The sequence below is a fragment of the Duganella flavida genome (genome assembly GCF_009857445.1).
Taxonomy (GTDB): Bacteria; Pseudomonadota; Gammaproteobacteria; order Burkholderiales; family Burkholderiaceae_D; genus Rugamonas; species Rugamonas flavida.
Genome location: NZ_WWCN01000003.1, coordinates 21,573 through 40,959 on the forward strand (window position 1 = coordinate 21,573; position 19,387 = coordinate 40,959).

Consider the following 19,387-nt stretch of genomic DNA (forward strand, 5'->3'; position numbering starts at 1 on the left):
CGCCGAGGTGCCCTTGCTAATTAAGACGGCGCCAACTGAACACTTGGTTGACATTGCCGCCGTGCGCGCGGGTGATGCGACCGACCGAGGCTCCCGGCTGCAGCGACAGCGACAGCGCCACCAGAGGGTGTTTAACTCTAACGGCTGCTGACGATAATGGACGGGTGCATTCGTGGAAGTGATAGGTTGAAAATTTGTGCCCGTAATCGAAATTTTTAGGCACAGACGGTGGTGGGAGGAGGAAAGGCGGGGCAAATAGCGGGGGCCAATTCTGCGAGCAAACGAACAGGTATGGTGCAAATTTCGCTATAAATCGCGCGACTTTCTGCAAAAAACCAATCTACATGTTGACTACTTAACAGGGATTGCATATGATTTGCAAAAAAATGACAACGTTGGACATTTTGGTCTTACCAAAGAATCCGATCTAAATTGCAGTTGAGGAGACGGTGTGGCAACGATACATGATGTGGCCGAGCAGGCCGGGGTTTCAATCAAAACAGTATCGCGTGTACTGAACGGTGGCACCGAGGTGTCGCAGAAGACCCGCGACAAGATTGAGCAAGCAATGCGGACGCTGGAATTCACGCCGTCGGCAGCGGCGCGCATGCTGCGTGGCCGTCCGACTGGTCTGGTGGCCGTGATCGCCGAAAAGCTGACCACCACACCCGATTCCTCCGAAATCATCAAGGGTATCCAGCAAGTGTGCGAGCAAATGGGCAAGGTATTGTTGATCGGCGAAACCGGCGGCCATGCCGGCATTGCCGACCGCCTGGTGGCCGACATGCGCGAACGCCGCGTCGAAGCCATCCTGTTTGCAACGCCGTTCCACCGCCAGGTTGCACTTGATGCGCAACTTGGCAGTACGCCCACCGCGTTGGCCAATTGCTTCGAGGCCGATGGCCGCTACATGCAAGTGGTGCCCGATGACGAACGCGGCGGCTACGCAGCTGCGCAAATCGTGCTGCAAGCCGGCCATCGCAAGATCGCCTTCCTGCAACTGATCCCCGGCATGGTGGCAACCGGCCTGCGCCTGCGCGGTTTCGAGCAAGCCATGCGCGAACACGGGGTGACGCCGAATCCGGCGTGGCTGATCCACGGCGCCGAGGCAGGCGACGCCGATGAATTCTCCCATTTGTCCGACGCCGTCGACCGCCTGTTTGCCAGCGCCGACCGGCCGACCGCCATCCTGTGCGGTAACGACAAGATGGCGATGCGCGTTATCTTCATCCTGCAACGGCGCGGCTTGCGCGTGCCGGCCGATGTCTCCATCGTCGGCTTCGATGATTTCCGTTTGATTTCCGAAGCACTCGATCCAGGCCTGACCACGGTCGCTTTGCCCTACCGCGAGATAGGCGAAATCAGCGGGCGCTACGTACTCGAACAAACCGAGCAGCCGGCGCGGACGGTGCGCGTGCCTTGCGTGCCCGTCATGCGCGGCACCGTCGCCGCGCCGCCGGTCAAGGTCGCGCCATGAAGCGCGGATTGATTGTCATGCTGGCCGTGCTGAGCGGTCCGGTGCTGGCGGCACCGCAGGAAATCAAGCTCTGGCGCCACGACACCGGAGACCTCGACATGGCTGCCGGCCGTGCCGCCGTCGAACGTTTCAATCGCGCCCAAACGCAATGGAAAGTGGTGGTTGAAGCGATTCCGCAAGGCTCGTACACCGAATCGATCACCGCCGCGTCGATGGTCGGCCAGTTACCGTGCATCATCGCGCTGGACCAGCCGACCGTGCCTAATTTTGCCTGGGCCGGCCACATCCGTCCGCTGGAAACACTGCTGCCGCAACCTGCACTGGCGCAGTTGCTGGAAGGCGGGCGCGGGACTTACAAGGGACAGATTTACAGCGTTGGTCAGCTCGACGTGGTGCTGGCGCTGTTTGCGCGCCGCTCGCAACTGGCAGCCCTGGGTATCCGCGTGGCGACCATGGAGCAGCCGTACACGGCGGAAGAATTCCACCTGCTGCTGACCACCGCCAAGCAAAGCGGCCGCTATCGTTTCCCACTGGATCTGAACGGCCGCTTCAAGGGCGAATGGTATAGCTACGCCTTCTCGCCATGGCTGCAAAGCGCCGGCACCGACCTGATCGACCGCGCCAACTACCTGCGCGTGGATGGCGTGCTGAATAACGATTCGGCAGTGGCGGTAGGCCGCTACTACGGCAAGCTGTTCAAGGAAAAACTGGCCGAGCGCCATCCGGCTGACGACAAGGCATTCGAGCAGGGCCGGGCGCTGCTGCATTACACCGGTTCGTGGAAAGCACGTGATTACACCGAGCTGTTCGGTGACGACCTGGTGGTGATGCCGCCGCCGGATTTCGGCCACGGTCCAAAAATCGGCGCCGCCTCGTGGCAGTGGGGCATCACGCGCAGCTGCCGCCAGCCTGAGGGCGCGGCGGCTTTCCTCGCGCATTTGATTTCGCCGTCGGAAATTGCAGCCGCATCGCGCATGACCGGGTTGGTGCCGGTCAGCGTGGGGAGCGCAGCATTGACCGAACACTACCGCCCCGGCGGCGACTGGCGCACCTACTTTGACTACGCCCAGCGCTACGCCGTGCCACGCCCGGCGACGCCAGCTTATCCGGCACTGTCCTCGACCTTTGAAAAGGCCATGGCGGATATCCGCAGCGGCAAGGATGCGGCCGAGGCACTCGACGAAGCAGTCGAGGCCATCGAACACAATATCGCGCGCAACAACGGTTACGGCTATAGCGCGCGCAAAGCGGGAGGCGGCTTATGAAAATCACATTAGGACAGGATAGCCCGTTCGCGGTGGCGTTGTTTGCGTCGCCAGCCATGCTGCTGTTCGCGCTGTTTGTCGCGCTGCCGATGCTGCTGGCCGCTGGCGCCACCTTGACCAACCATCGCCTGATGTCGCCGGAGCCGACGCAGTACATCGGCCTTGATAACTACCGCCGCTTGCTGGCACTGGACGTGGCCGTAATTGAGCCGCTGCGCAACACCAGCGGTCAACTGGTGCAGGACGAGGAAGGCGTACGCTATCCAACCTGGCGCCAGGTGCGTCGCCAGCATCCGCAACTGGGCAGCTACCGCGAAGCGTTTCATGTGGATCTGGGCGAGCGCCGCGTGGTGCTGGCCGCCAGCGATCCGCTGTTCTATCGCTCGCTGATCAACACCTTCTTGTTTGCCTTGCTGGTGCTGCCGTTGCAGTGCGGCGCTGCACTCGGACTGGCGCTGCTGGTGAACCAGAAAATCCGTGGCCGCATTTTCTTCCGCACCGTGTATTTTGCGCCGGTAGTGACCTCGATGGTGGTGGCATCCATCGTCTGGGCCTTCATGCTGAACACCGACCGTGGCATGCTGAACGAGCTGCTGCGCAATGTGCTGCACGATCCCAACGCCGGTCCGGACTGGCTGGGCGACAGCCATTATGCCTTGCCAGCCATCGCGCTGATGTCGGCGTGGCAGGGCGCGGGCTTCCAGATGCTGGTGTTCCTCGCTGGCCTGCAATCGATCTCGCCCGAGTTGTACGAGGCGGCCAAGCTGATGGGCGCGAATAGCTGGCAGCGTTTTGTCCACGTTACCTTGCCGGGCTTGCGCAACACCATCGTGTTTGTGCTGGTGTCGACCACCTTGCTGGCTTTCGGTTTGTTCACGCAGGTCGATGTGATGACCTCGGGCGGTCCGCTCGACTCCACTTCAACCGTGGTGTACCACGCCGTGCGCAGCGGCTTCAAGGAGCAGGATGTCGGCTATGGCTCAACCATCACACTGGTGTTCTTTGCAATCGTACTGGGCTTGTCGCTGCTGCAGCGCCTGCTGGTGGCGAAAGGAGAAAAATAATGACCACGACCTGGCGCCAACGCCTGCGCGACCTCGCACTGTTCCTTGCCATGAGCGCGATCGGTATCGTGTTTATCGCGCCGCTGCTGTTCATGTTCATTTCCTCGTTCAAAAGCGATGGTGCGATTTTCGCCAATCTGAACAGCTGGTCGGCCTATCTGCCGTCGGCCGACTGGTCGATGCGCAACTACACAGCCGTATTTGAGAAAAGCGACTTGCCTGCCTTCCTGCTGAATTCGACGCTGATCGCCACCCTGATCGTGATCGGCGGCGTGCTGGTCAACAGCATGCTGGCGTTCTCGATTGCCCGCATGCGCTGGCGCGGCCGCAACCTGCTGTTGGCGCTGGTGGTAGCGCTGGTGATCGTACCGTTTGAAGTGATCGCCATTCCGCTGCTGTCGCTGGTAGCGCGCCTGCCGTGGCCAGCCATCGAGCATGGCCAACTGGTGCTGCACACCGGCTGGTTCAACAGCCTGCACGTGCAAGTGATTCCCTTCCTTGCCAATGCGTTTTGCGTGTTCCTGTTCTACCAGTTCTTCCGCGATATTCCGCCTGAACTGGACGAGGCCGCGAAGATGGATGGCGCCGGGCCGTGGACCGTTTACGCCCGCATCATCATGCCCAACAGCGGACCGGTGATTGCCACTGCCGCCATCGTGCTGTTCATCTCGGCATGGAACCAATACCTGTGGCCGATCATGGTGATTCAAGGCGAAGCGTTCCGCCCGGTACAGCCCGGCATCCAGCAATTTTTTGGACGCACCAACTCGTGGGGCCAGATCATGGCCTACGCCTCGGTGATTACTTTACCCGTGCTCGCGGTGTTCCTGGCTTTCCAGCGGCAGTTTGTCGCGTCGGTGGCGGGCGCCGGCGTCAAGGGCTAACTTTGGAAGCAACATGACACTTCACATCAGCGACAAATTCATCTGGGACTTCTGGCATTACGAGGAGGCTGGCCAGCAGCACCTGTACTTCCTGCAGGCCGACCGCGCCATCGGCAATCCCGACCTGCGCCACTGGAATGTCTCGGTTGGCCACGCGGTCTCGACCGACTTGCGCCAGTGGACGCCGCTGGGCACCGTATTCCGGCCGTCGGCCGAACCGGCCTGGGACGACTACACCACCTGGACCGGCTCCATCATCAAGGCCGAGGGCAGCTACCACCTGTTCTACACCGGCACCAGCCGTGCTGAAAACGGCATGCGCCAGCGCATCGGCCATGCGGTGGCGGATAGCCTGAATGGCCCCTGGACCCGCGTTGGCAGCGGCCTGGCACTGGATCTGGATGAACGGTTTTACGAAGAGCACGCGGAAGGGCGCTGGCACGACCGCGCGCTGCGCGACCCGTGGGTGCTGCCGGAAAAAATCGACGGCATGTATCACATGTTCTTCACCGCGCGCCGCAACGATGGCCCGAAATATGAACGCGGCGTGATCGGCCATGCCGTGTCTGCGGATTTGGTGAATTGGGAAGCGACCGCGCCAGTCTACGAGGGCGGCCACTACGGCCAACTGGAAGTGCCGCAGATCTTTGAGCGCGATGGCCGTTGGTACTGTGTGTTCTGCAACGTCGCACCGCATTGGTCGGAAGCGATGCGCGCTGCGCATGACGGCGGCGTGTCCGGTACCCACTATCTGGTAGCTGACAATCCGCTCGGTCCGTGGCAGCCTGCGCCGGGCTTCCTCGATGGCGATACGCCGTGCCGCCGCTACGCAGGTAAAATCCTGCGCGATCCTGTGACCGGCCGAGACAGCCTGCTAGCGTTTGAAGACAGCGGTGCCGATGGCCAGTTTGTCGGCCGCATCGGCGATCCGATTCCGCTGCGCCTGGAGAACGGCCTGTACCAGCTGGATGTCTCGCCAGCTGAAAAATGACAACGATGGACATCCGCATATAAAAATAATCAAGGAGACACGATGATGAACAAGTACCTGCTGGCCGGCCTGATGGCGGCGATGCAGGCGGCCGCTGCCTCCAGCGCGCCGCTACTCGCGCACTGGCCGCTGGACGACGGCAGCGGCAAGCAAGCGGTGGAGACGGTGTCGGGCCGCCATGACGCGGTCGACTACGTCTTCAACCACGCGCGCTACAAGCCGGACAGCGCGCCCTTGTGGCGGCCGGCCACCGCCTGCATCCGTGGAGGTTGCTTGCAGTTCGACGGCTACTCCACCGATATCAAAGCGCCCGCCTTGACTTCGACCCAACTGGCGAAAGGCTTTACGCTCAGCGCCTGGATAGCGCCGCATGCGTTCGAATGGGGCGATGGCGGCCACTACTCAGCCTTCCTGAGCCAGTTCGATACCGAGGCCAAGCAGGGCTTTTCCTTCGGTGTGTATCGCTTCGGTACCTGGGGCATCAAGCTGGGCATGGGCAGCGCCATCATTGATGTACGCGTCAAGGAACGCAAGCTGCCGCGCGACGCATGGTCGCACGTGGCGGCCAGCTACGATCCGGTGACCCGGCAAGTGGCGTTATTCCTCAATGGCGAGCGGCTGGTGCATGTGACGGCCCCCGTCGATGGTGTGTTCGGCATGCCAGCCGTGCCGCTGACTGTAGGCCGTTACTCGCAGCCGGAAACCGTCGGCGGCGTATTCAAGCTCAACACCTTCCTCGGCTTGATGGACGAGGTGCGCATCAGTGCCGGTCCATCCGATGCCGTCAGCGTGGCTGCCGGCATGAAGGCCGACCTGGCCGAACGCCACGGTGTCGTGCCGACGCTGTCGCCATCGGACCTGCGTATTGCGCCCGCGACCTTTGACGGCGACCAGTATCGCCCACAATACCACCTGATCCCGGACGCCGGCTGGATGAACGAGCCGCACGCGCCGTTTTACTACGGCGGCCAGTACCACCTGTTCTTCCAGAAAAATCCGTTCGGACCGTTCTGGCATCAGATCCACTGGGGCCACTGGGTCAGCCCGGACATGGTGCGCTGGCGCGAACTGCCGATTGCCCTGGCGCCAGAAGATGATGGCCTGGCCACCGACGGCATCTGGTCCGGCAGCGCCACTTATGACGCGGCTGGTGCACCAGTCCTGTTCTTCACCGCCGGTAACGACACCGCCAAGCCCAACCAGCGCACTGGCATGGCAACGCCGCACGACCTGCGCGATCCTGACCTGACGCGCTGGGATAAAACCCTGCAGCCAGTCACACTGCAACAAGAAGGCCAGGGCCGCTATGGCGAGTTCCGCGATCCGTTCGTGTTCCGCGACGGCGCACAGCAGCGCTGGTTCCAGCTGGTCGGCTCATCGCTGACCGGCCGCAGCGGCACGGCGCTGGTTTATGAATCGAGCGACTTGCGCAATTGGACCCCGCGCGGCCCGCTGTTCTCGATCGACGCCATGCGCTACCCGGGCTTTGACGCGACATGGGAACTGCCCGTGCTGCTGCCAGTCGGCAAAGGCAGGGATGGCCGCGAACGCCATGTGTTCCTCAACGACGTGCGCGGCCAGGCCTACTACTGGATTGGCGTGTTCGACACCACCACTGCGCGCTTTACGCCGGACGTGGAAGCGCCGCGCATGTTCGACCTCGGCCAAGGCCATTTTTCCGGACCGAGCGGTTTTGTCGACCCCAAGACTGGCCGTAGCATCGTGTTCTCCATCGCCCAGGGCGAGCGCACGCTGCAAGACGAATATGACGCCGGCTGGGCCCATAACGGTGGTCTGCCGATCACGTTATCGCTGGGCGACGATGGCGAGTTGCGCCTCGCGCCGATCAGCGAGACCGCCACACTGCGCCGCCAGCAGTTGCTCGACCTGCACGACGTCAGCGTGGCAGAAGCGCAAGCTGCGCTGGCCGCCATCCACGGCGGCGCGCTTGAAATCGCATTGGAGCTGGCGCCATCAAGCCAGCAAGGCAAGCGCGGACTGCGCGTGCGCAGCGCGCCAGATCAGACCGAACTGACCGACCTGTATGTCGACACCGCCAGCCAGCGGCTGGAAATCGACCGCAGCCGCAGCACCAGCGGCCGCCATGGCGGCGTGCAGGGCGGGGCGTTTGCCTTGAACGCCGAAGCACTGCGCCTGCGCCTGTTCCTGGACGGCTCCATGATTGAAGCCTACGCCAACGAGCGCAACAGCCTGACTAGCCGCATCTACCCAAGCCGGCGCGACGCCGATGGCCTGGGACTGCTGGCGCAAACCGGCGACCGCATCATCTCGCTCAAAGTGTGGGCGATGGGTAGCCAAGAAAAGAGGAATTGAGATGGTAGCAATCGCATTGCAGGGCGTCGGTAAGACTTACCCTGGCAACGAAGCGCACTACATTTTGCGCGACATCAACTTCACCATCGCCGATGGCGAATTCGTGGTGCTGGTCGGTCCATCGGGCTGTGGCAAGTCGACCTTGCTGCGCATGATCGCCGGTCTGGAAGACATCAGCGCCGGCGAAATCAACATCGACGGCGAGCGCGTCAACGACACGCCGCCCGCCAAGCGCGGCCTGTCGATGGTGTTCCAGAGTTACGCCTTGTACGCTCATATGACGGTGTTTGAAAACATCGCCTTCGGCCTCAAGCTGGCGCGCGTGCCCAAGGCCGAGATCAGGACGGCGGTGCAGGGCGTGGCCAAGATGCTGCAAATGGAGCATCTGCTGGAACGCCGGCCGCCGCAACTGTCGGGCGGCCAGCGCCAGCGCGTAGCGATCGGCCGCGCCATCGTGCGCAAGCCGCGCGCTTTCTTGTTTGACGAGCCGCTGTCCAATCTGGACGCCGCACTGCGCGCCGACATGCGGGTGGAAATCGCCCGGCTGCACCAGCAGCTCGGTGCGACGATGGTGTATGTCACTCACGACCAGGTCGAGGCGATGACGCTGGCCGACCGTATCGTGGTGCTGGGACCGTCCGGCGTGCAGCAGATCGGCGCGCCGATGCACTTGTACGACCAGCCGGCGAATATCTTCGTGGCTGGTTTTATCGGCAGCCCGCGCATGAATATGCTGCCAGGCAGGATCGATGCCGCCGGCCAGCTGTGGGTAGGCGAGGTGCGGCTGGCGTGGCAGGCGCCAGCCGGTGTGGCGATCACCGACGTCACGGTCGGCATCCGCCCCGAGCATCTGGCGGCGGCAATCGATGGCGCACTTGGCGGCAAGGTGTTGCTGGTCGAACGGCTGGGCGCGGAATCGTATGTGCACCTGCACGTGGCTGGGCTGGACAAGCCGTTGATGGTAGTGGTGCAGGGCGAGCCGCCAGCCAGCGGCGCGCAGTGGCGGGTTGGTCCAGCGGCAGGACGCATCCATGTATTCAATCAAGCCGGCCTGCGCATTGATGCGCGTGCGCCGGAGTTCAATGCAATGTCGGAGGTAGCATGATCGTGGTCTGTGGAGAAGCGCTGTTTGATGTATTCAGCGATGGCGAGACGCCGGACGGCTATGCGCTGTCGGCGCGCTTCGGCGGCTCGCCGTTCAATCTTGCGGTCGGGCTGGCGCGGTTGGGCGCGACGCCGCTGTTCTTCGGCGGCCTGTCGAACGACATGTTCGGCCGCAAGCTGACCGCCGCGCTGCAAAGCGAGGGCGTCGACATCAGCGTCGCGCCACGGCCGGCGGCATCCACCGCGCTGGTGACGGTGGATGTGGGCGCTAACGGTACGCCAACCTACACCTTGTACGGCAGCGCCACTGCCGAGCGTGAAGTGACGACGGCCGATCTAGCGCCGTTGCCGCTGGACGCCGCCGCCATCCACGTCGGTTCCTACTGCATGGCAGTGGAGCCGGTGGCGTCGACCTTGAAAGCGCTGGTCACGCGTCAGCAAGGCCGCAGCCTGATTGCCTTCGATCCCAACGTGCGCCTGACCATACAGCCGGACCGCAGCGTCTGGACTGATGCCATCAGTTGGATGCTGCCGGTCACCGACCTGCTCAAAATCAGCGACGAAGACATTGAACTGGTTTTTCCCGGCCTGGCGCCGCAAGCCTTCATCGACCTGGCGCTGGGCGCGGGCGTGGCGCTGGTGGTGGTCACGCTCGGCGGCAATGGTGTGCTGGCGGCTACCCGCGCGGTTGGCACGTTATCGCTGCCGGCGCAAAACGTCACCGTGGTCGATACGGTAGGCGCCGGCGACACTTTCCAGGCCGCGCTGCTGTCCCACCTGTCGCGGCAAAGGCTGCTGACGCGCGCCGCACTGGAAACAGCAGACCGGCCGGCTTTGCTGGCAGCGCTGCATTTTGCCGGCCGGGCTGCAGCCATCACCTGTTCCCGGCGCGGCGCCGATATGCCAAGACTTGAGGAGGTGCCTGACCACGATTAAAGCGCTGTACCTGGTATGACAACGTTAGACATAACAAAACTTACCCCGGCGGCGGCATGCCGCTTGATAATCATAATAGGAGATGAGGCATGAATTATTCGATTACCCGTTACACCCGTTACATCAGCCGTTCGGCGGCACTGGCCATTTGCCTGGCGCCGGCGCTGGTGTATGCGCAGCAGCAGGCCGGTGTCGCCAAGGATGCATCCAAGGCCGCCGAGATTAGCGATCCGGCGGCAGTGGTGATCGTCACTGGCGTGACCAAGACCACCACCAAGAAAAACGCCACCTTCTCGATCAATACGCTGGGCAGCGAGGAAATCCAGCGCCTCGCGCCGATGAGCACGGCCGATTTGCTGGCCAACTTCCCGGGCATTTATTCGGAAGGCAGTAGCGCCGGCGAAGCCAGCAACAACATTACCGTGCGCGGCTTGCCAGTCACCGGCGGTTATCGCTTTGCACCGCAGCTGATCGACGGCTTGCCGGCCTACGAGGAACCGGAAGCGCCGTTCATGAACAACGACGTCTTCATCCGCGATGACCTGATGACCGACAGCGTGGAAGTGGTGAAGGGTGGTCCAGGCGGCATCTTGTATTCCAACGGCCTTGGCGCGACCGTCAACCACGTCACCCGCACCGGCGGCGATCACCTCGCTGGCGGCTACAAGATTGAGTACGCCGACTACGGTTTCCTGCGCCAGGACGCCTTTATCTCCGGCCCGCTGACGCCGAACCTGACCGGCGCGGTGGGCGGCTTCTATCGCCGCAGCGACGGTATCCGCGACACCGGCTACACCGCTGACCGCGGCGGCCAGGTGCGTGGTAACCTGGTCTACACCAGCAATGACCGCAAGACCACCGCCCGCGCCGATGCGCTGGTGCTCAACGACCGTACCGCGTTCTACCAGAACTTGCCGATCTCGGTGCCGCGCTTCAGCAATCCGGGCACGCCAGCCAATCCGACTGCCATCAGCCAGGACACCATCCAGCCGCTGGGCATCGACTTCGCGCACGGCACCACGGCATCGCCTTACAACCGCTACTTCAACATGATAGGTGAATACGGCACCCGCACCATCGACCAGGCGGACGGCATCCATCCTGATTTCAAGATGCTGACGCTGAGTGGCTCGCATGAGCTGGAAGATGGCTGGAAGCTGTCGGCCGGGCTGCGCTACACCACCGGCACCAATGGCTTTAACGGCGTCTTTACCGGCAACGACACTGCCACCTCGGCCAACTTCCTCAATGCCCGCTATCAGAACGATGTGATCTCGGCAGCGCATGGCGCGGCGCTCAACTGCAACCTCAGCAACGCCAAGCTGATTGGCTTCTTCAACGTCCCGACCAGCAACGCCTGCGCTTCATTTGCTAACATCAGCCGCGACGACTTTATCAAGAAGTATGCGAAGGCGAGCGGCGTGGCGGCACGCTACCTTGATGGCACGCCGGTGCCGGTATCGGCCAACCTGAACTTCATGATCCCGTTCATTGCCGATGTTGACGCGTCCAGCACCTCGCTTGATTTGAAGACACAAAAAACGTTCACGCTGCAAGGTTCGCATGACCTGACCTTCGGCGTCTACAAGAGCCGCTACAACTACGCACCGAACTTCCAGCAGGCGCTGCTGGTAAGCGATGTCTCCAGCCAGTCGCGTCTGGTGGACCTGTACGCGGTCGATGCACAAGGCAAGCAAGTGGGCCCGAGCCTGACGCAGGGCGGGGCGATCTTGCCGGGCTGGGGCGGCTTCGTCAGCCAGATACATGGCGACAGCAGCGCAGCCTATCTGCTCGACCATTGGGAAACGATGGGTAACAAGCTAAAGATTGACGCCGGTGTGCGCTGGCAAAATCTGAAGGCCGATGTGGTGCGTCGCGACCGTAACGTCATCACCGACCTGACGCCGGCCGGCGTGGTGGTCGGCTCCACGCAGGACACCACTGCGGACAATGAAATCAGCCTGCCGGGCGATCCGCACAGCTTGCAACACACTTACCACGGCTTCGGCTGGTCGCTGGGTGGTAACTACAGCTTCAACAAAGCGTTTGCCGTGTACGGACTGGCGTCGGATTCGTTCCGCCTGCCGAGCCTGCAAGACTTGAACGACTTCGCTACCGCCGGCGCTACCGTGGTCAACGGCAAGCCGGTGGAAGTCAGCGCGGTCGAGCATATCCGCCAGTACGAGTTCGGCCTGCGTTACCTGACGCGCGGTTTTGGCGCCTCGGTGGCAGCGTTTTACAACAACTTCTCGCCGCGTAGCGCGATCAACATCTACAAGGACATTGGATCCTCGTCGTGCGCGGTGCAAGGCGGTGTCACGCAGATTAATTCCTGCCCGGACGTGGTCCAGCTATACCAGCGCGGCGTGCAGAACATCGGCACCGAGGTTGAACTGAGCTGGCGTCCGGCCGCGCTGGAAGGGTTGGAGCTGAAAGGCAACGTAGTGCTGCAGAATCCGAAAGTGAATGGCGCTAACTACACCATCACGCAGGAAGACAAGGACAGCAAAGGCGTCATCACCGGCTACCACTATGTGCAGATCAGCGAAGACGGCCGCCGTCCGCGCCGCCTGCCGAAAGTGATGCTCAACCTGATGCCGTCGTACGATCTGAAGCCGCTGACCGATGTGCCGGTGAGCCTGTATGCGCAGTACCAGTACTACGGCGCGCGCTACTCCGAGGCGACCGACAGCAACGTGACGCTGTACCCGTCCTACCACATCATCAACGCCGGGGCGCAGTACCAGATCAGCGAACGCCTGAGTGCGCATCTGCACGTGGCCAACCTGACTAACCAGCTGTCGTTCACCGAGGGTGATCCGCTGTTCAACGACCTGCTGTCGCCGGATGGCAGCCGTAACCGCGGCGTGGCGCGGCCGCTGTTTGGCCGTACCGTACGCTTTAGCCTGACGTACATGTTCTAAGCAGTGTGATGGGGATGGTCGTCCATGCGACGGCCATTTTTAAACATAACCGGCTCCCTGATGAATCGATTTTTTACCATGACCTTATTGACCCTCGGCGCCGCTGTGCTGGCCAGCGTCAGCGCGGCTGCGGACTACCTGCAAGCGTTCCGCCCACAACTGTCGTACTCGCCAGCGCACAACTGGATGAATGATCCGAATGGCCTGGTTTATCACGATGGCGAATACCATCTTTTCTATCAATACAATCCGAATGGCAGCACATGGGGCGACATGTCCTGGGGCCACGCGGTCAGTCCGGACTTGCTGCACTGGCAGGAACTCCCGCTCGCGCTGAAGGTGGAGAAGACCGCGCGGGGCGAGGTCACGCAGATGTTCTTTTCAGGTAGCGTGGTGGTTGATCAGGCCAACACCAGCGGACTTGGCGAGTCAGGCCGGCCGGCCATGATCGCCATGTACACCAGCGTCTATCCGCTGGCGCAGCAGCTCGCCAGTGGTCAGCCAGTATTGGCGGGCACGCAGGCACAATCGCTGGCCTACAGCCTGGATCGTGGCCGTAGCTGGACGCAGTACGCAGCCAACCCGGTGATTGCGCTGCCCCCCGCGCCGTACACGGACCAGTACCGCGAGTTCCGCGATCCCAAAGTGTTCTGGTACGCGGCGGGGAATAAATGGGTGATGGTGCTGGTGTTGCCGAACCTGCACAAAGCCTTGCTCTATAGTTCGCGCGACCTGCTGCACTGGCACTGGATGAGTGAATTCGGCCCGTCCAATGCGATAGGCGGGGCATGGGAATGCCCGGACCTGATCGAGCTGACGGTCGACGGCGATCCCAATCAACGCAAATGGGTGCTGGTGATGAGTCTCAATCCCGGCGGTCCGGCTGGCGGCTCCGGCACCCAGTACTTCGTTGGCGACTTCGACGGCGTCAAGTTTTCTGCCGACCCATCGCCCGGCGTGCAATGGCTAGACTATGGGGCCGATTACTACGCCGCCGTCAGCTGGAATGGACTGCCCGGCAATCGGCAGATCATGATCGGCTGGATGAGCAATTGGCTGTACGGGCAGCAGGTACCAACGGCGCCGTGGCGCAGTGCGCAATCGGTACCGCGCGAATTGTCCTTGCGGACGCTGGATGGCCGCGTGCGGCTGGTCCAGCAGCCGGTCACTGAGTTCCAAAGTTTGCGCACGAACTTGTTGTACCGCGAACCGGTGCTCAGGGTGCCAGCGAATGCTGTCACGCTGAATCACGTGCTGAGCGATGCCGGACCGGCGGAACTGGAGCTGCATCTGAAACCGGGCGGCGCACAGCGCACTGGCATACGCTTGCGCAGCGGCGCAACCGATCACGAAATCGAACTGGGCTATGACCGCGAGCACGGAACGCTCTATCTGGATCGAAGCCGCGATGGCTACAGCGCCGCGCTTGCCGGATTCGCCCAGCGCCAGAACGCGCCGGTGCAGCTGCGTGATGGCAAACTCCGTCTGCGGATCTTGTTCGACACAGCATCGCTGACCGTATTTGCAGGCGAGGGCGAGGCTGTGTTGAGCAGCCAGATCTTCCCTGATCCGCATCAAGCGCGGGTTTCGCTCTTTGCCGAGGGTGCTGCGGCTGAGGTGACGGACATCAGCATCTGGACACTGTCATCGATTTGGCGGCAGCCGGAATAGTCATTGGTCAGCGGGTGGAGCGCCAAGCCGCCGGCGTCAGTTCCTCCCACTGCCGGAAGGCACGGAAGAATGAGTTCTGGTCCTCGTAGCCCAGCATGTAGGCGACTTCAATGATCTCTATTTCGGGATCGGTCAGGTACTCCAGCGCCAGTTGGTGGCGGGTGTCGCTGAGCAGGCTCTGGAAGGTCAGCCCTTCGTCCGTCAGCTTGCGTTGCAAAGAGCGCGAGCTCATCGCCAGTTCGGTGGCGACCGCGCGGATGTCGGGACGGCCTGCCGTCAGCCGCCGGCGCAACACCCAGCGGATCTGCTCTGCCAGTGTGGCTTGCTGGGCTTGCTGCTCCAGCCGTCGGTCCAGCTCAGGGATCAGGATATCGAGCAACTCGGCGTTGTAGCCGACAAACGGCCGGTCTAGATCGGCGCGTCGAAAGACCAGACGGTCTTGCTCGGCGCTGAAGCGCACCCGGCAGCCGAAATAGTTTTCGTAATCGGCGGTGGCGCCTGGCGGCCGCGCCAGTTCGAGCGTCAACGCGGAGATCGGTGTTGCCGTTCCTTGTCGTCCCAATTCCAGCAGCGAGGCGAACACCGTATCGACCAGCGCGGGCGGCGTCGCCTGGCCGTTGGCGTGACTCCAGATCACGACAATTTCGCCACGCTCGCCGCGCTCATCGAGGCAAATTTCCTCCGGGGCGCACAGTCGCTTGAAGCGTGCCACGCGCTGCAAAGCATCACGAAAATCGCGCGCGTGGTAGGCCACCAGGAATGAAGGTGGCACCGCCAGTCCTTGCAAGCCGGTGGCGATGCGCAAGCCGATGGCGGGATCGTCACTCAGGCCAGGCAGCTCATTCCACAGCGCGAAGAACTGCGCCGTGGACAGCGGCGCCTGCCCGGTCACGACGCTCAACGGAATCCGCGCCTCGCGCAGCAAGTCAGTGCGGGCGATGCCCGCCTGCTTGATGCTGGCCCATAGCGCATCGGAAAACTTGATCTTATCCGCCACCGCTTGCTTCATGAATGCCGACTCAAAGAATGGTTGTATTAAAGAAGTTGGCCAGCTTTGCCACGGCCGGGTTCACGTACTCAGGCTTGTAGTATAAGCCGACATGGGTAGCGCCTTCGACCCAGAATAGCTCCTTGGGCTCGTGCGCGCGCGCGATCGCATCCTCGCCCATCCATTTGCTGACAGCCTCGGTACCGACGATCATCAGCAGGGGACGCGGCGCAACCAGCTCCACGAGACTGAAGCCATTGGCCAGCGCTGTGCGGTCGATGCTGGTCCAGGCCAGTTCATCGGCCTGGCGCGGGTGGCGGCCATTGTCGGTGCAATAGTACAGGTAGCCATCAAGATCCATTGGGCCACTGGCGCGCGCAGCCTCTTCGCTGGCCGGGCGTATCGGCATCATCGACGCCGGCTCGCCGCGCGCTTCGGCGGCGCGGGCTGCTGCGCAGGCGTCCAGCAGCGACTGGAACACTTTCGGATCCTGCTTGCCGTCGGCGCCGCGCCGGTGCCAGGTGGCGAGATCGACGCCGCTCACGGTGGCGACGGCCTTGATGCGATGATCGGAGGCTGCGGCCCCGACCACGTAGCCGCCCGAGGCGCAAATCCCCAGCGCGCCGATGCGCTCCGGATCGACCTCGGCGCGCAAGCTCAGGAACGACACTGCGCTCTTGAATTCCTCGATCCGGCGTGCGGCATCCTCTACGCCGCGCGGCAAGCCTTCGCTTTCGCCTTGAGTGGCCGTGTCGAAGGTGAGGGTGATGAAGCCCAGTTCCGCCAGACGCTGCGCGTACAGGCCGGCAGTCTGTTCTTTCACGCCACTGGCCGGATGGCCGACGACGATAGCGGCATGATTGCCGGGCGTGAGATTATTCGGGGTGTAAAGATGGCCGGCCAGTCGCCAGCCACTGCTAGTGAAATTGACATTCGTCTTCATGATTTTTTCCTGTTTCAAGTTGGTAGTCTGCGCCTGGGCTATTCCGGTAAAAGGCCCTGTGACCAAAGATGCCACCCCTGCCAGGGCGACCGTGGTCATGACACTGCGGCGCCGGGGATTGTGTGCCAGGTGGTTGAGTTCATCAGTACGTTTTAGCATCGCTTTTCCTGACCAGCGAAGCACCGCCCGCCACGCCGTTGATGGTGGTGCCGCCATTGTGGATCGATGCAAACATCGGCTGCATGTTTTGCGGGAACGGCAGCACTGGCTTGGTCAGACTGTCGAGGAGCGCCAGCTCCTCGGTGCTCAAGGTAATCTCGGCCGATTTCAGGTTGTCTTCGAGCTGGCTCACGCGGCGCGCACCGATAATGGTCGAACTCACGCCCGGCTGCATGCGCACCGAGGCAAGCGCAATGCGGGCCGCCGTTGATTCATGCGCCTTGGCGATTGTCTCCAGTTCATCGATCAAGACGAAGGTCGCCTCGTTGATACAGGTCGATGTAGTCAGTTTGCAGGCGCCGCAGCGAGTTCTCGCAATGCTGCACAATTGCCTTGCGACCCGAGCCACCGCTATTCGGATCGCCCAAATCCAAATTGCTGCTGAATTTGGTTGCGAGGACCAGGCGGTCACGGCGCGACGGATGGCGGCCGACGTGGTCACCGATGATCTTTTTCGAGTGACCATTGGTATAGCCGTTTGCCGTATCGATAAAATTGCCACCGGCAGTGATAAAGCGGTCAAGGATTTCCTGCGATTCCTGCACTGAAGTGCCCCAGCCGTGGTCTTCGCCAAACGTCATGGCGCCCAGGCAGAGCGGGCTGACGCGCAGCCCCGAGCGGCCCAGCGTTACGTAGTGATCGAGTGCCATAGATACTCCTCGTGTTTAAAGTTGGTATGCCCGTCTTCATCGGGCTTATCAGGAGTGTAGGCAAGTGCGGGGTTTCGTATTATGCAAAGCGCGCCAACAGACTGGCGGAACGCGCCAATCGATGCGGCGGCTCAGCGTGGCAGATCGCTGGCTTTGGTGGCGTCGAAACAGCGGTGACGGTATTCGGCCAGGCTCTCTTGCAGATAGCGCGTCACCGTGCCGTTGCGTTTGAGTTCAGCGAGCGCGTCCGCCATTTGTGGCGCATGGCTGGCATGGGCGCTGTTCAGATAGCAATGGCCGGTGGTGGACTGTACCTGCGCCAGCTGGCGGATGACGGGCGTGTCGGGTAGACCGCTATTGCATTCCCGGAACGCCAGGTAGTCTTCGACCGCTTCCTGCACATCGAAATACAAATCCGTGCGGCCCAGTTGCAGTTTGCGCAAGCCTTGGCCAACATCGCTGATTTGCGATAGCTGATCGGGGGCCAGCTTGGCGCTTAGAAGGGCTTCCAGTTCCGGAATGCCGCGCCGGGTTTCGCAGCGCAGGCGCAGCGACCGCAACTGGTCCATGCCTTCGAAACTGGCCGCTAGTCCGGCGCCGTACACGCAGAAATGCACCACATTGTTGGGCTCGCGTAGGCGTACCAGGCTCGGATATAGCGTCAAATAGCCGAAGGTACGTCCCAGCTCGCCGTCGGCCTGGCCTGCTTGCACCATCGCCGTTGCTCGCTTCGGCGGCACATCGAGATATTCAAAACTCAGTCCACTCATGGCGCAGACATCGCGATAGACCTTGATCAACCATTGGGTGCGGGGATTGTCATAGGGGCGCGAGAAAACAAACCTCAGCCTTTGGGCCGGCTTGAGGTTCAGGGAGAGCACGGTTGCCTGGAGAAATTGCCGCCGGGAGGTCATCGCCAGTCCTAATTTCCTGAATGTACTCAGGTTAGCATTGCAGACGCTCGCAGTGAGAAAATTCAAGCGGGCGCATCCTTTTTAGCTGCGTGCCGTGCGCATAACGACTACATTGGATCTACCGATGACCTCATTATTTCTGCATTTGCTGGAAACTTATAGTGTTCGTTTGCTCGCTGAATTGCCCGAACTCTAATTGACCGCTTTCCACTGCCAGGTAAAGGCTGCCACGCGGTCAAATGATCCGTCATATCCCAGCTCTTTTAGATCGCGATGGAGCTGATTTTTCGGGGGCTTTTTCTTTTCAGAGCAGAGCGGGGTGCTACACTGCGCCCTTACATTCTAAAGGCACCACCATGACCACCAAAAAACAGCCTCCTGTTAAACAGCCAGCCGAAGCGCCCACCGGACGGGTAGGAAATCCCTTTCTGAACGCGGAGTTCTACAACCGGATGCGCGACTACACCGAGCGCGACGCTGCCTTTTCGAAGGAATTGAAATCCATCGGCGAAAGCGGCGCGGGCAAGCAAAGCACCGACATCCGCACCGCGCCGTCGCTGCAATTGCTGCGTGCCGTCGTCAAGAAAGGCTTGTCGCTGGACGCCATGTTGGCGCGCATGGTACAGGGTGTGGAATCGGGCCTGTGGGAGCCGTGGATGAGCGCCTTCGGCATCGAGATCCGTGGCGTCAACTACGCCAAGCCAGAGCAGCGCAATGCCCGTCTGGCGATCGATATGAGTCTGGCGTGCAAGATCAACTCCGTATTCGCCAACGCCGGCGTCACTAACTGGCGCAGTTTGGTGGCCGAGGACTGCGTGCAGATTCAGATCGACAAGCCAACCGAAACCACCGGCGCCAAGGTCTACGCCATCTTCTACCTGGATGCGCCGGACAAGTGAGCCATGCCATGACGCTGGCGCAGCAAGTCGCGATCACTACATTGAAGACGCGCCGGCTTACGCCAGATTGAATGGCAACTGCCCACATGGACGCTAAAAGTAGGCGTATCAAGTATGCGTGCTG

The 19,387-nt window shown here is 61.8% G+C and carries 16 protein-coding genes; 11 read left to right on the plus strand and 5 right to left on the minus strand.

Going from position 1 to position 19,387, the window contains the following annotated elements; genetic code table 11:
- The first annotated feature begins 451 nt into the window (after positions 1 to 451).
- From GTP46_RS04720 to GTP46_RS04765, 10 genes are all read left to right on the plus strand, one after another.
- Complete coding sequence (locus GTP46_RS04720) at positions 452 to 1,477, plus strand: LacI family DNA-binding transcriptional regulator (RefSeq protein WP_161005478.1); 1,026 nt, start codon at positions 452 to 454, stop codon at positions 1,475 to 1,477.
- Positions 1,474 to 2,742: a sugar ABC transporter substrate-binding protein gene (locus GTP46_RS04725; protein WP_161005479.1), complete on the plus strand. Its 1,269-nt coding sequence runs from the start codon at positions 1,474 to 1,476 to the stop codon at positions 2,740 to 2,742. The genes GTP46_RS04720 and GTP46_RS04725 overlap by 4 nt, the downstream gene beginning before the upstream one ends.
- On the plus strand, positions 2,739 to 3,806 hold the full coding sequence (locus GTP46_RS04730) for a carbohydrate ABC transporter permease (protein ID WP_161005480.1): 1,068 nt from the start codon (positions 2,739 to 2,741) through the stop codon (positions 3,804 to 3,806). Before GTP46_RS04725 ends, GTP46_RS04730 begins: the two co-directional genes overlap by 4 nt.
- Entirely contained in the window at positions 3,806 to 4,690 is an 885-nt protein-coding gene (locus tag GTP46_RS04735) for a carbohydrate ABC transporter permease (RefSeq protein WP_161005481.1), read from the plus strand. The genes GTP46_RS04730 and GTP46_RS04735 overlap by 1 nt, the downstream gene beginning before the upstream one ends.
- A 13-nt stretch (positions 4,691 to 4,703) precedes the next feature.
- The gene (locus GTP46_RS04740; protein WP_161005482.1) at positions 4,704 to 5,681 is read left to right on the plus strand and encodes a family 43 glycosylhydrolase; all 978 of its coding nucleotides are present in this window, start codon (positions 4,704 to 4,706) and stop codon (positions 5,679 to 5,681) included.
- Positions 5,682 to 5,723: 42 nt separating this feature from the next.
- On the plus strand, positions 5,724 to 8,015 hold the full coding sequence (locus GTP46_RS04745) for a GH32 C-terminal domain-containing protein (RefSeq protein WP_161005483.1): 2,292 nt from the start codon (positions 5,724 to 5,726) through the stop codon (positions 8,013 to 8,015).
- 1 nt (position 8,016) lies between these two features.
- Complete coding sequence (locus GTP46_RS04750) at positions 8,017 to 9,120, plus strand: ABC transporter ATP-binding protein (RefSeq protein WP_161005484.1); 1,104 nt, start codon at positions 8,017 to 8,019, stop codon at positions 9,118 to 9,120.
- Entirely contained in the window at positions 9,117 to 10,055 is a 939-nt protein-coding gene (locus tag GTP46_RS04755; RefSeq protein WP_161005485.1) for a carbohydrate kinase family protein, read from the plus strand. Before GTP46_RS04750 ends, GTP46_RS04755 begins: the two co-directional genes overlap by 4 nt.
- Before the next feature lie 89 nt (positions 10,056 to 10,144).
- Positions 10,145 to 12,979, plus strand: coding sequence for a TonB-dependent receptor (locus GTP46_RS04760; RefSeq protein WP_161005486.1), 2,835 nt, complete (start codon positions 10,145 to 10,147; stop codon positions 12,977 to 12,979).
- Between the two features lie 78 nt (positions 12,980 to 13,057).
- On the plus strand, positions 13,058 to 14,650 hold the full coding sequence (locus GTP46_RS04765) for a glycoside hydrolase family 32 protein (RefSeq protein WP_161005487.1): 1,593 nt from the start codon (positions 13,058 to 13,060) through the stop codon (positions 14,648 to 14,650).
- 7 nt (positions 14,651 to 14,657) lie between these two features.
- Here GTP46_RS04765 and GTP46_RS04770 read toward each other — a convergent pair whose 3' ends face one another.
- The 5 genes from GTP46_RS04770 to GTP46_RS04785 form a co-directional block, all read right to left on the minus strand.
- Entirely contained in the window at positions 14,658 to 15,659 is a 1,002-nt protein-coding gene (locus GTP46_RS04770) for an AraC family transcriptional regulator (RefSeq protein WP_161005488.1), read from the minus strand.
- A gap of 10 nt (positions 15,660 to 15,669) precedes the next feature.
- Positions 15,670 to 16,581, minus strand: coding sequence for an alpha/beta hydrolase (locus tag GTP46_RS04775; protein WP_161005489.1), 912 nt, complete (start codon positions 16,579 to 16,581; stop codon positions 15,670 to 15,672).
- Between the two features lie 142 nt (positions 16,582 to 16,723).
- Positions 16,724 to 17,050 (minus strand): aldo/keto reductase, encoded by a 327-nt coding sequence (locus GTP46_RS29400; RefSeq protein ID WP_202414146.1) that lies wholly within the window; start codon positions 17,048 to 17,050, stop codon positions 16,724 to 16,726.
- On the minus strand, positions 17,040 to 17,450 hold the full coding sequence (locus GTP46_RS29405) for an aldo/keto reductase (RefSeq protein WP_202414147.1): 411 nt from the start codon (positions 17,448 to 17,450) through the stop codon (positions 17,040 to 17,042). The genes GTP46_RS29400 and GTP46_RS29405 overlap by 11 nt, the downstream gene beginning before the upstream one ends.
- A 131-nt stretch (positions 17,451 to 17,581) precedes the next feature.
- Complete coding sequence (locus tag GTP46_RS04785) at positions 17,582 to 18,220, minus strand: transporter substrate-binding domain-containing protein (protein WP_161005490.1); 639 nt, start codon at positions 18,218 to 18,220, stop codon at positions 17,582 to 17,584.
- 500 nt (positions 18,221 to 18,720) lie between these two features.
- Here GTP46_RS04785 and GTP46_RS04790 point away from each other — a divergent pair, with 500 nt between their 5' ends.
- Positions 18,721 to 19,263: a hypothetical protein gene (locus GTP46_RS04790; protein ID WP_202414148.1), complete on the plus strand. Its 543-nt coding sequence runs from the start codon at positions 18,721 to 18,723 to the stop codon at positions 19,261 to 19,263.
- The last annotated feature ends 124 nt before the right edge of the window (positions 19,264 to 19,387 follow it).

Coding starts and splice junctions, on each gene's coding strand:
- GTP46_RS04725 (WP_161005479.1), top strand. CDS start 1,474: ATGAAGCGCGGATTGATTGTCATGCTGGCCGTGCTGAGCGGTCCGGTG.
- GTP46_RS04730 (WP_161005480.1), top strand. CDS start 2,739: ATGAAAATCACATTAGGACAGGATAGCCCGTTCGCGGTGGCGTTGTTT.
- GTP46_RS04735 (WP_161005481.1), top strand. CDS start 3,806: ATGACCACGACCTGGCGCCAACGCCTGCGCGACCTCGCACTGTTCCTT.
- GTP46_RS04740 (WP_161005482.1), top strand. CDS start 4,704: ATGACACTTCACATCAGCGACAAATTCATCTGGGACTTCTGGCATTAC.
- GTP46_RS04745 (WP_161005483.1), top strand. CDS start 5,724: ATGATGAACAAGTACCTGCTGGCCGGCCTGATGGCGGCGATGCAGGCG.
- GTP46_RS04750 (WP_161005484.1), top strand. CDS start 8,017: ATGGTAGCAATCGCATTGCAGGGCGTCGGTAAGACTTACCCTGGCAAC.
- GTP46_RS04755 (WP_161005485.1), top strand. CDS start 9,117: ATGATCGTGGTCTGTGGAGAAGCGCTGTTTGATGTATTCAGCGATGGC.
- GTP46_RS04760 (WP_161005486.1), top strand. CDS start 10,145: ATGAATTATTCGATTACCCGTTACACCCGTTACATCAGCCGTTCGGCG.
- GTP46_RS04765 (WP_161005487.1), top strand. CDS start 13,058: ATGACCTTATTGACCCTCGGCGCCGCTGTGCTGGCCAGCGTCAGCGCG.
- GTP46_RS04770 (WP_161005488.1), bottom strand. CDS start 15,659: ATGAAGCAAGCGGTGGCGGATAAGATCAAGTTTTCCGATGCGCTATGG.
- GTP46_RS04775 (WP_161005489.1), bottom strand. CDS start 16,581: ATGAAGACGAATGTCAATTTCACTAGCAGTGGCTGGCGACTGGCCGGC.
- GTP46_RS29405 (WP_202414147.1), bottom strand. CDS start 17,450: ATGGCACTCGATCACTACGTAACGCTGGGCCGCTCGGGGCTGCGCGTC.
- GTP46_RS04785 (WP_161005490.1), bottom strand. CDS start 18,220: ATGAGTGGACTGAGTTTTGAATATCTCGATGTGCCGCCGAAGCGAGCA.
- GTP46_RS04790 (WP_202414148.1), top strand. CDS start 18,721: ATGACCACCAAAAAACAGCCTCCTGTTAAACAGCCAGCCGAAGCGCCC.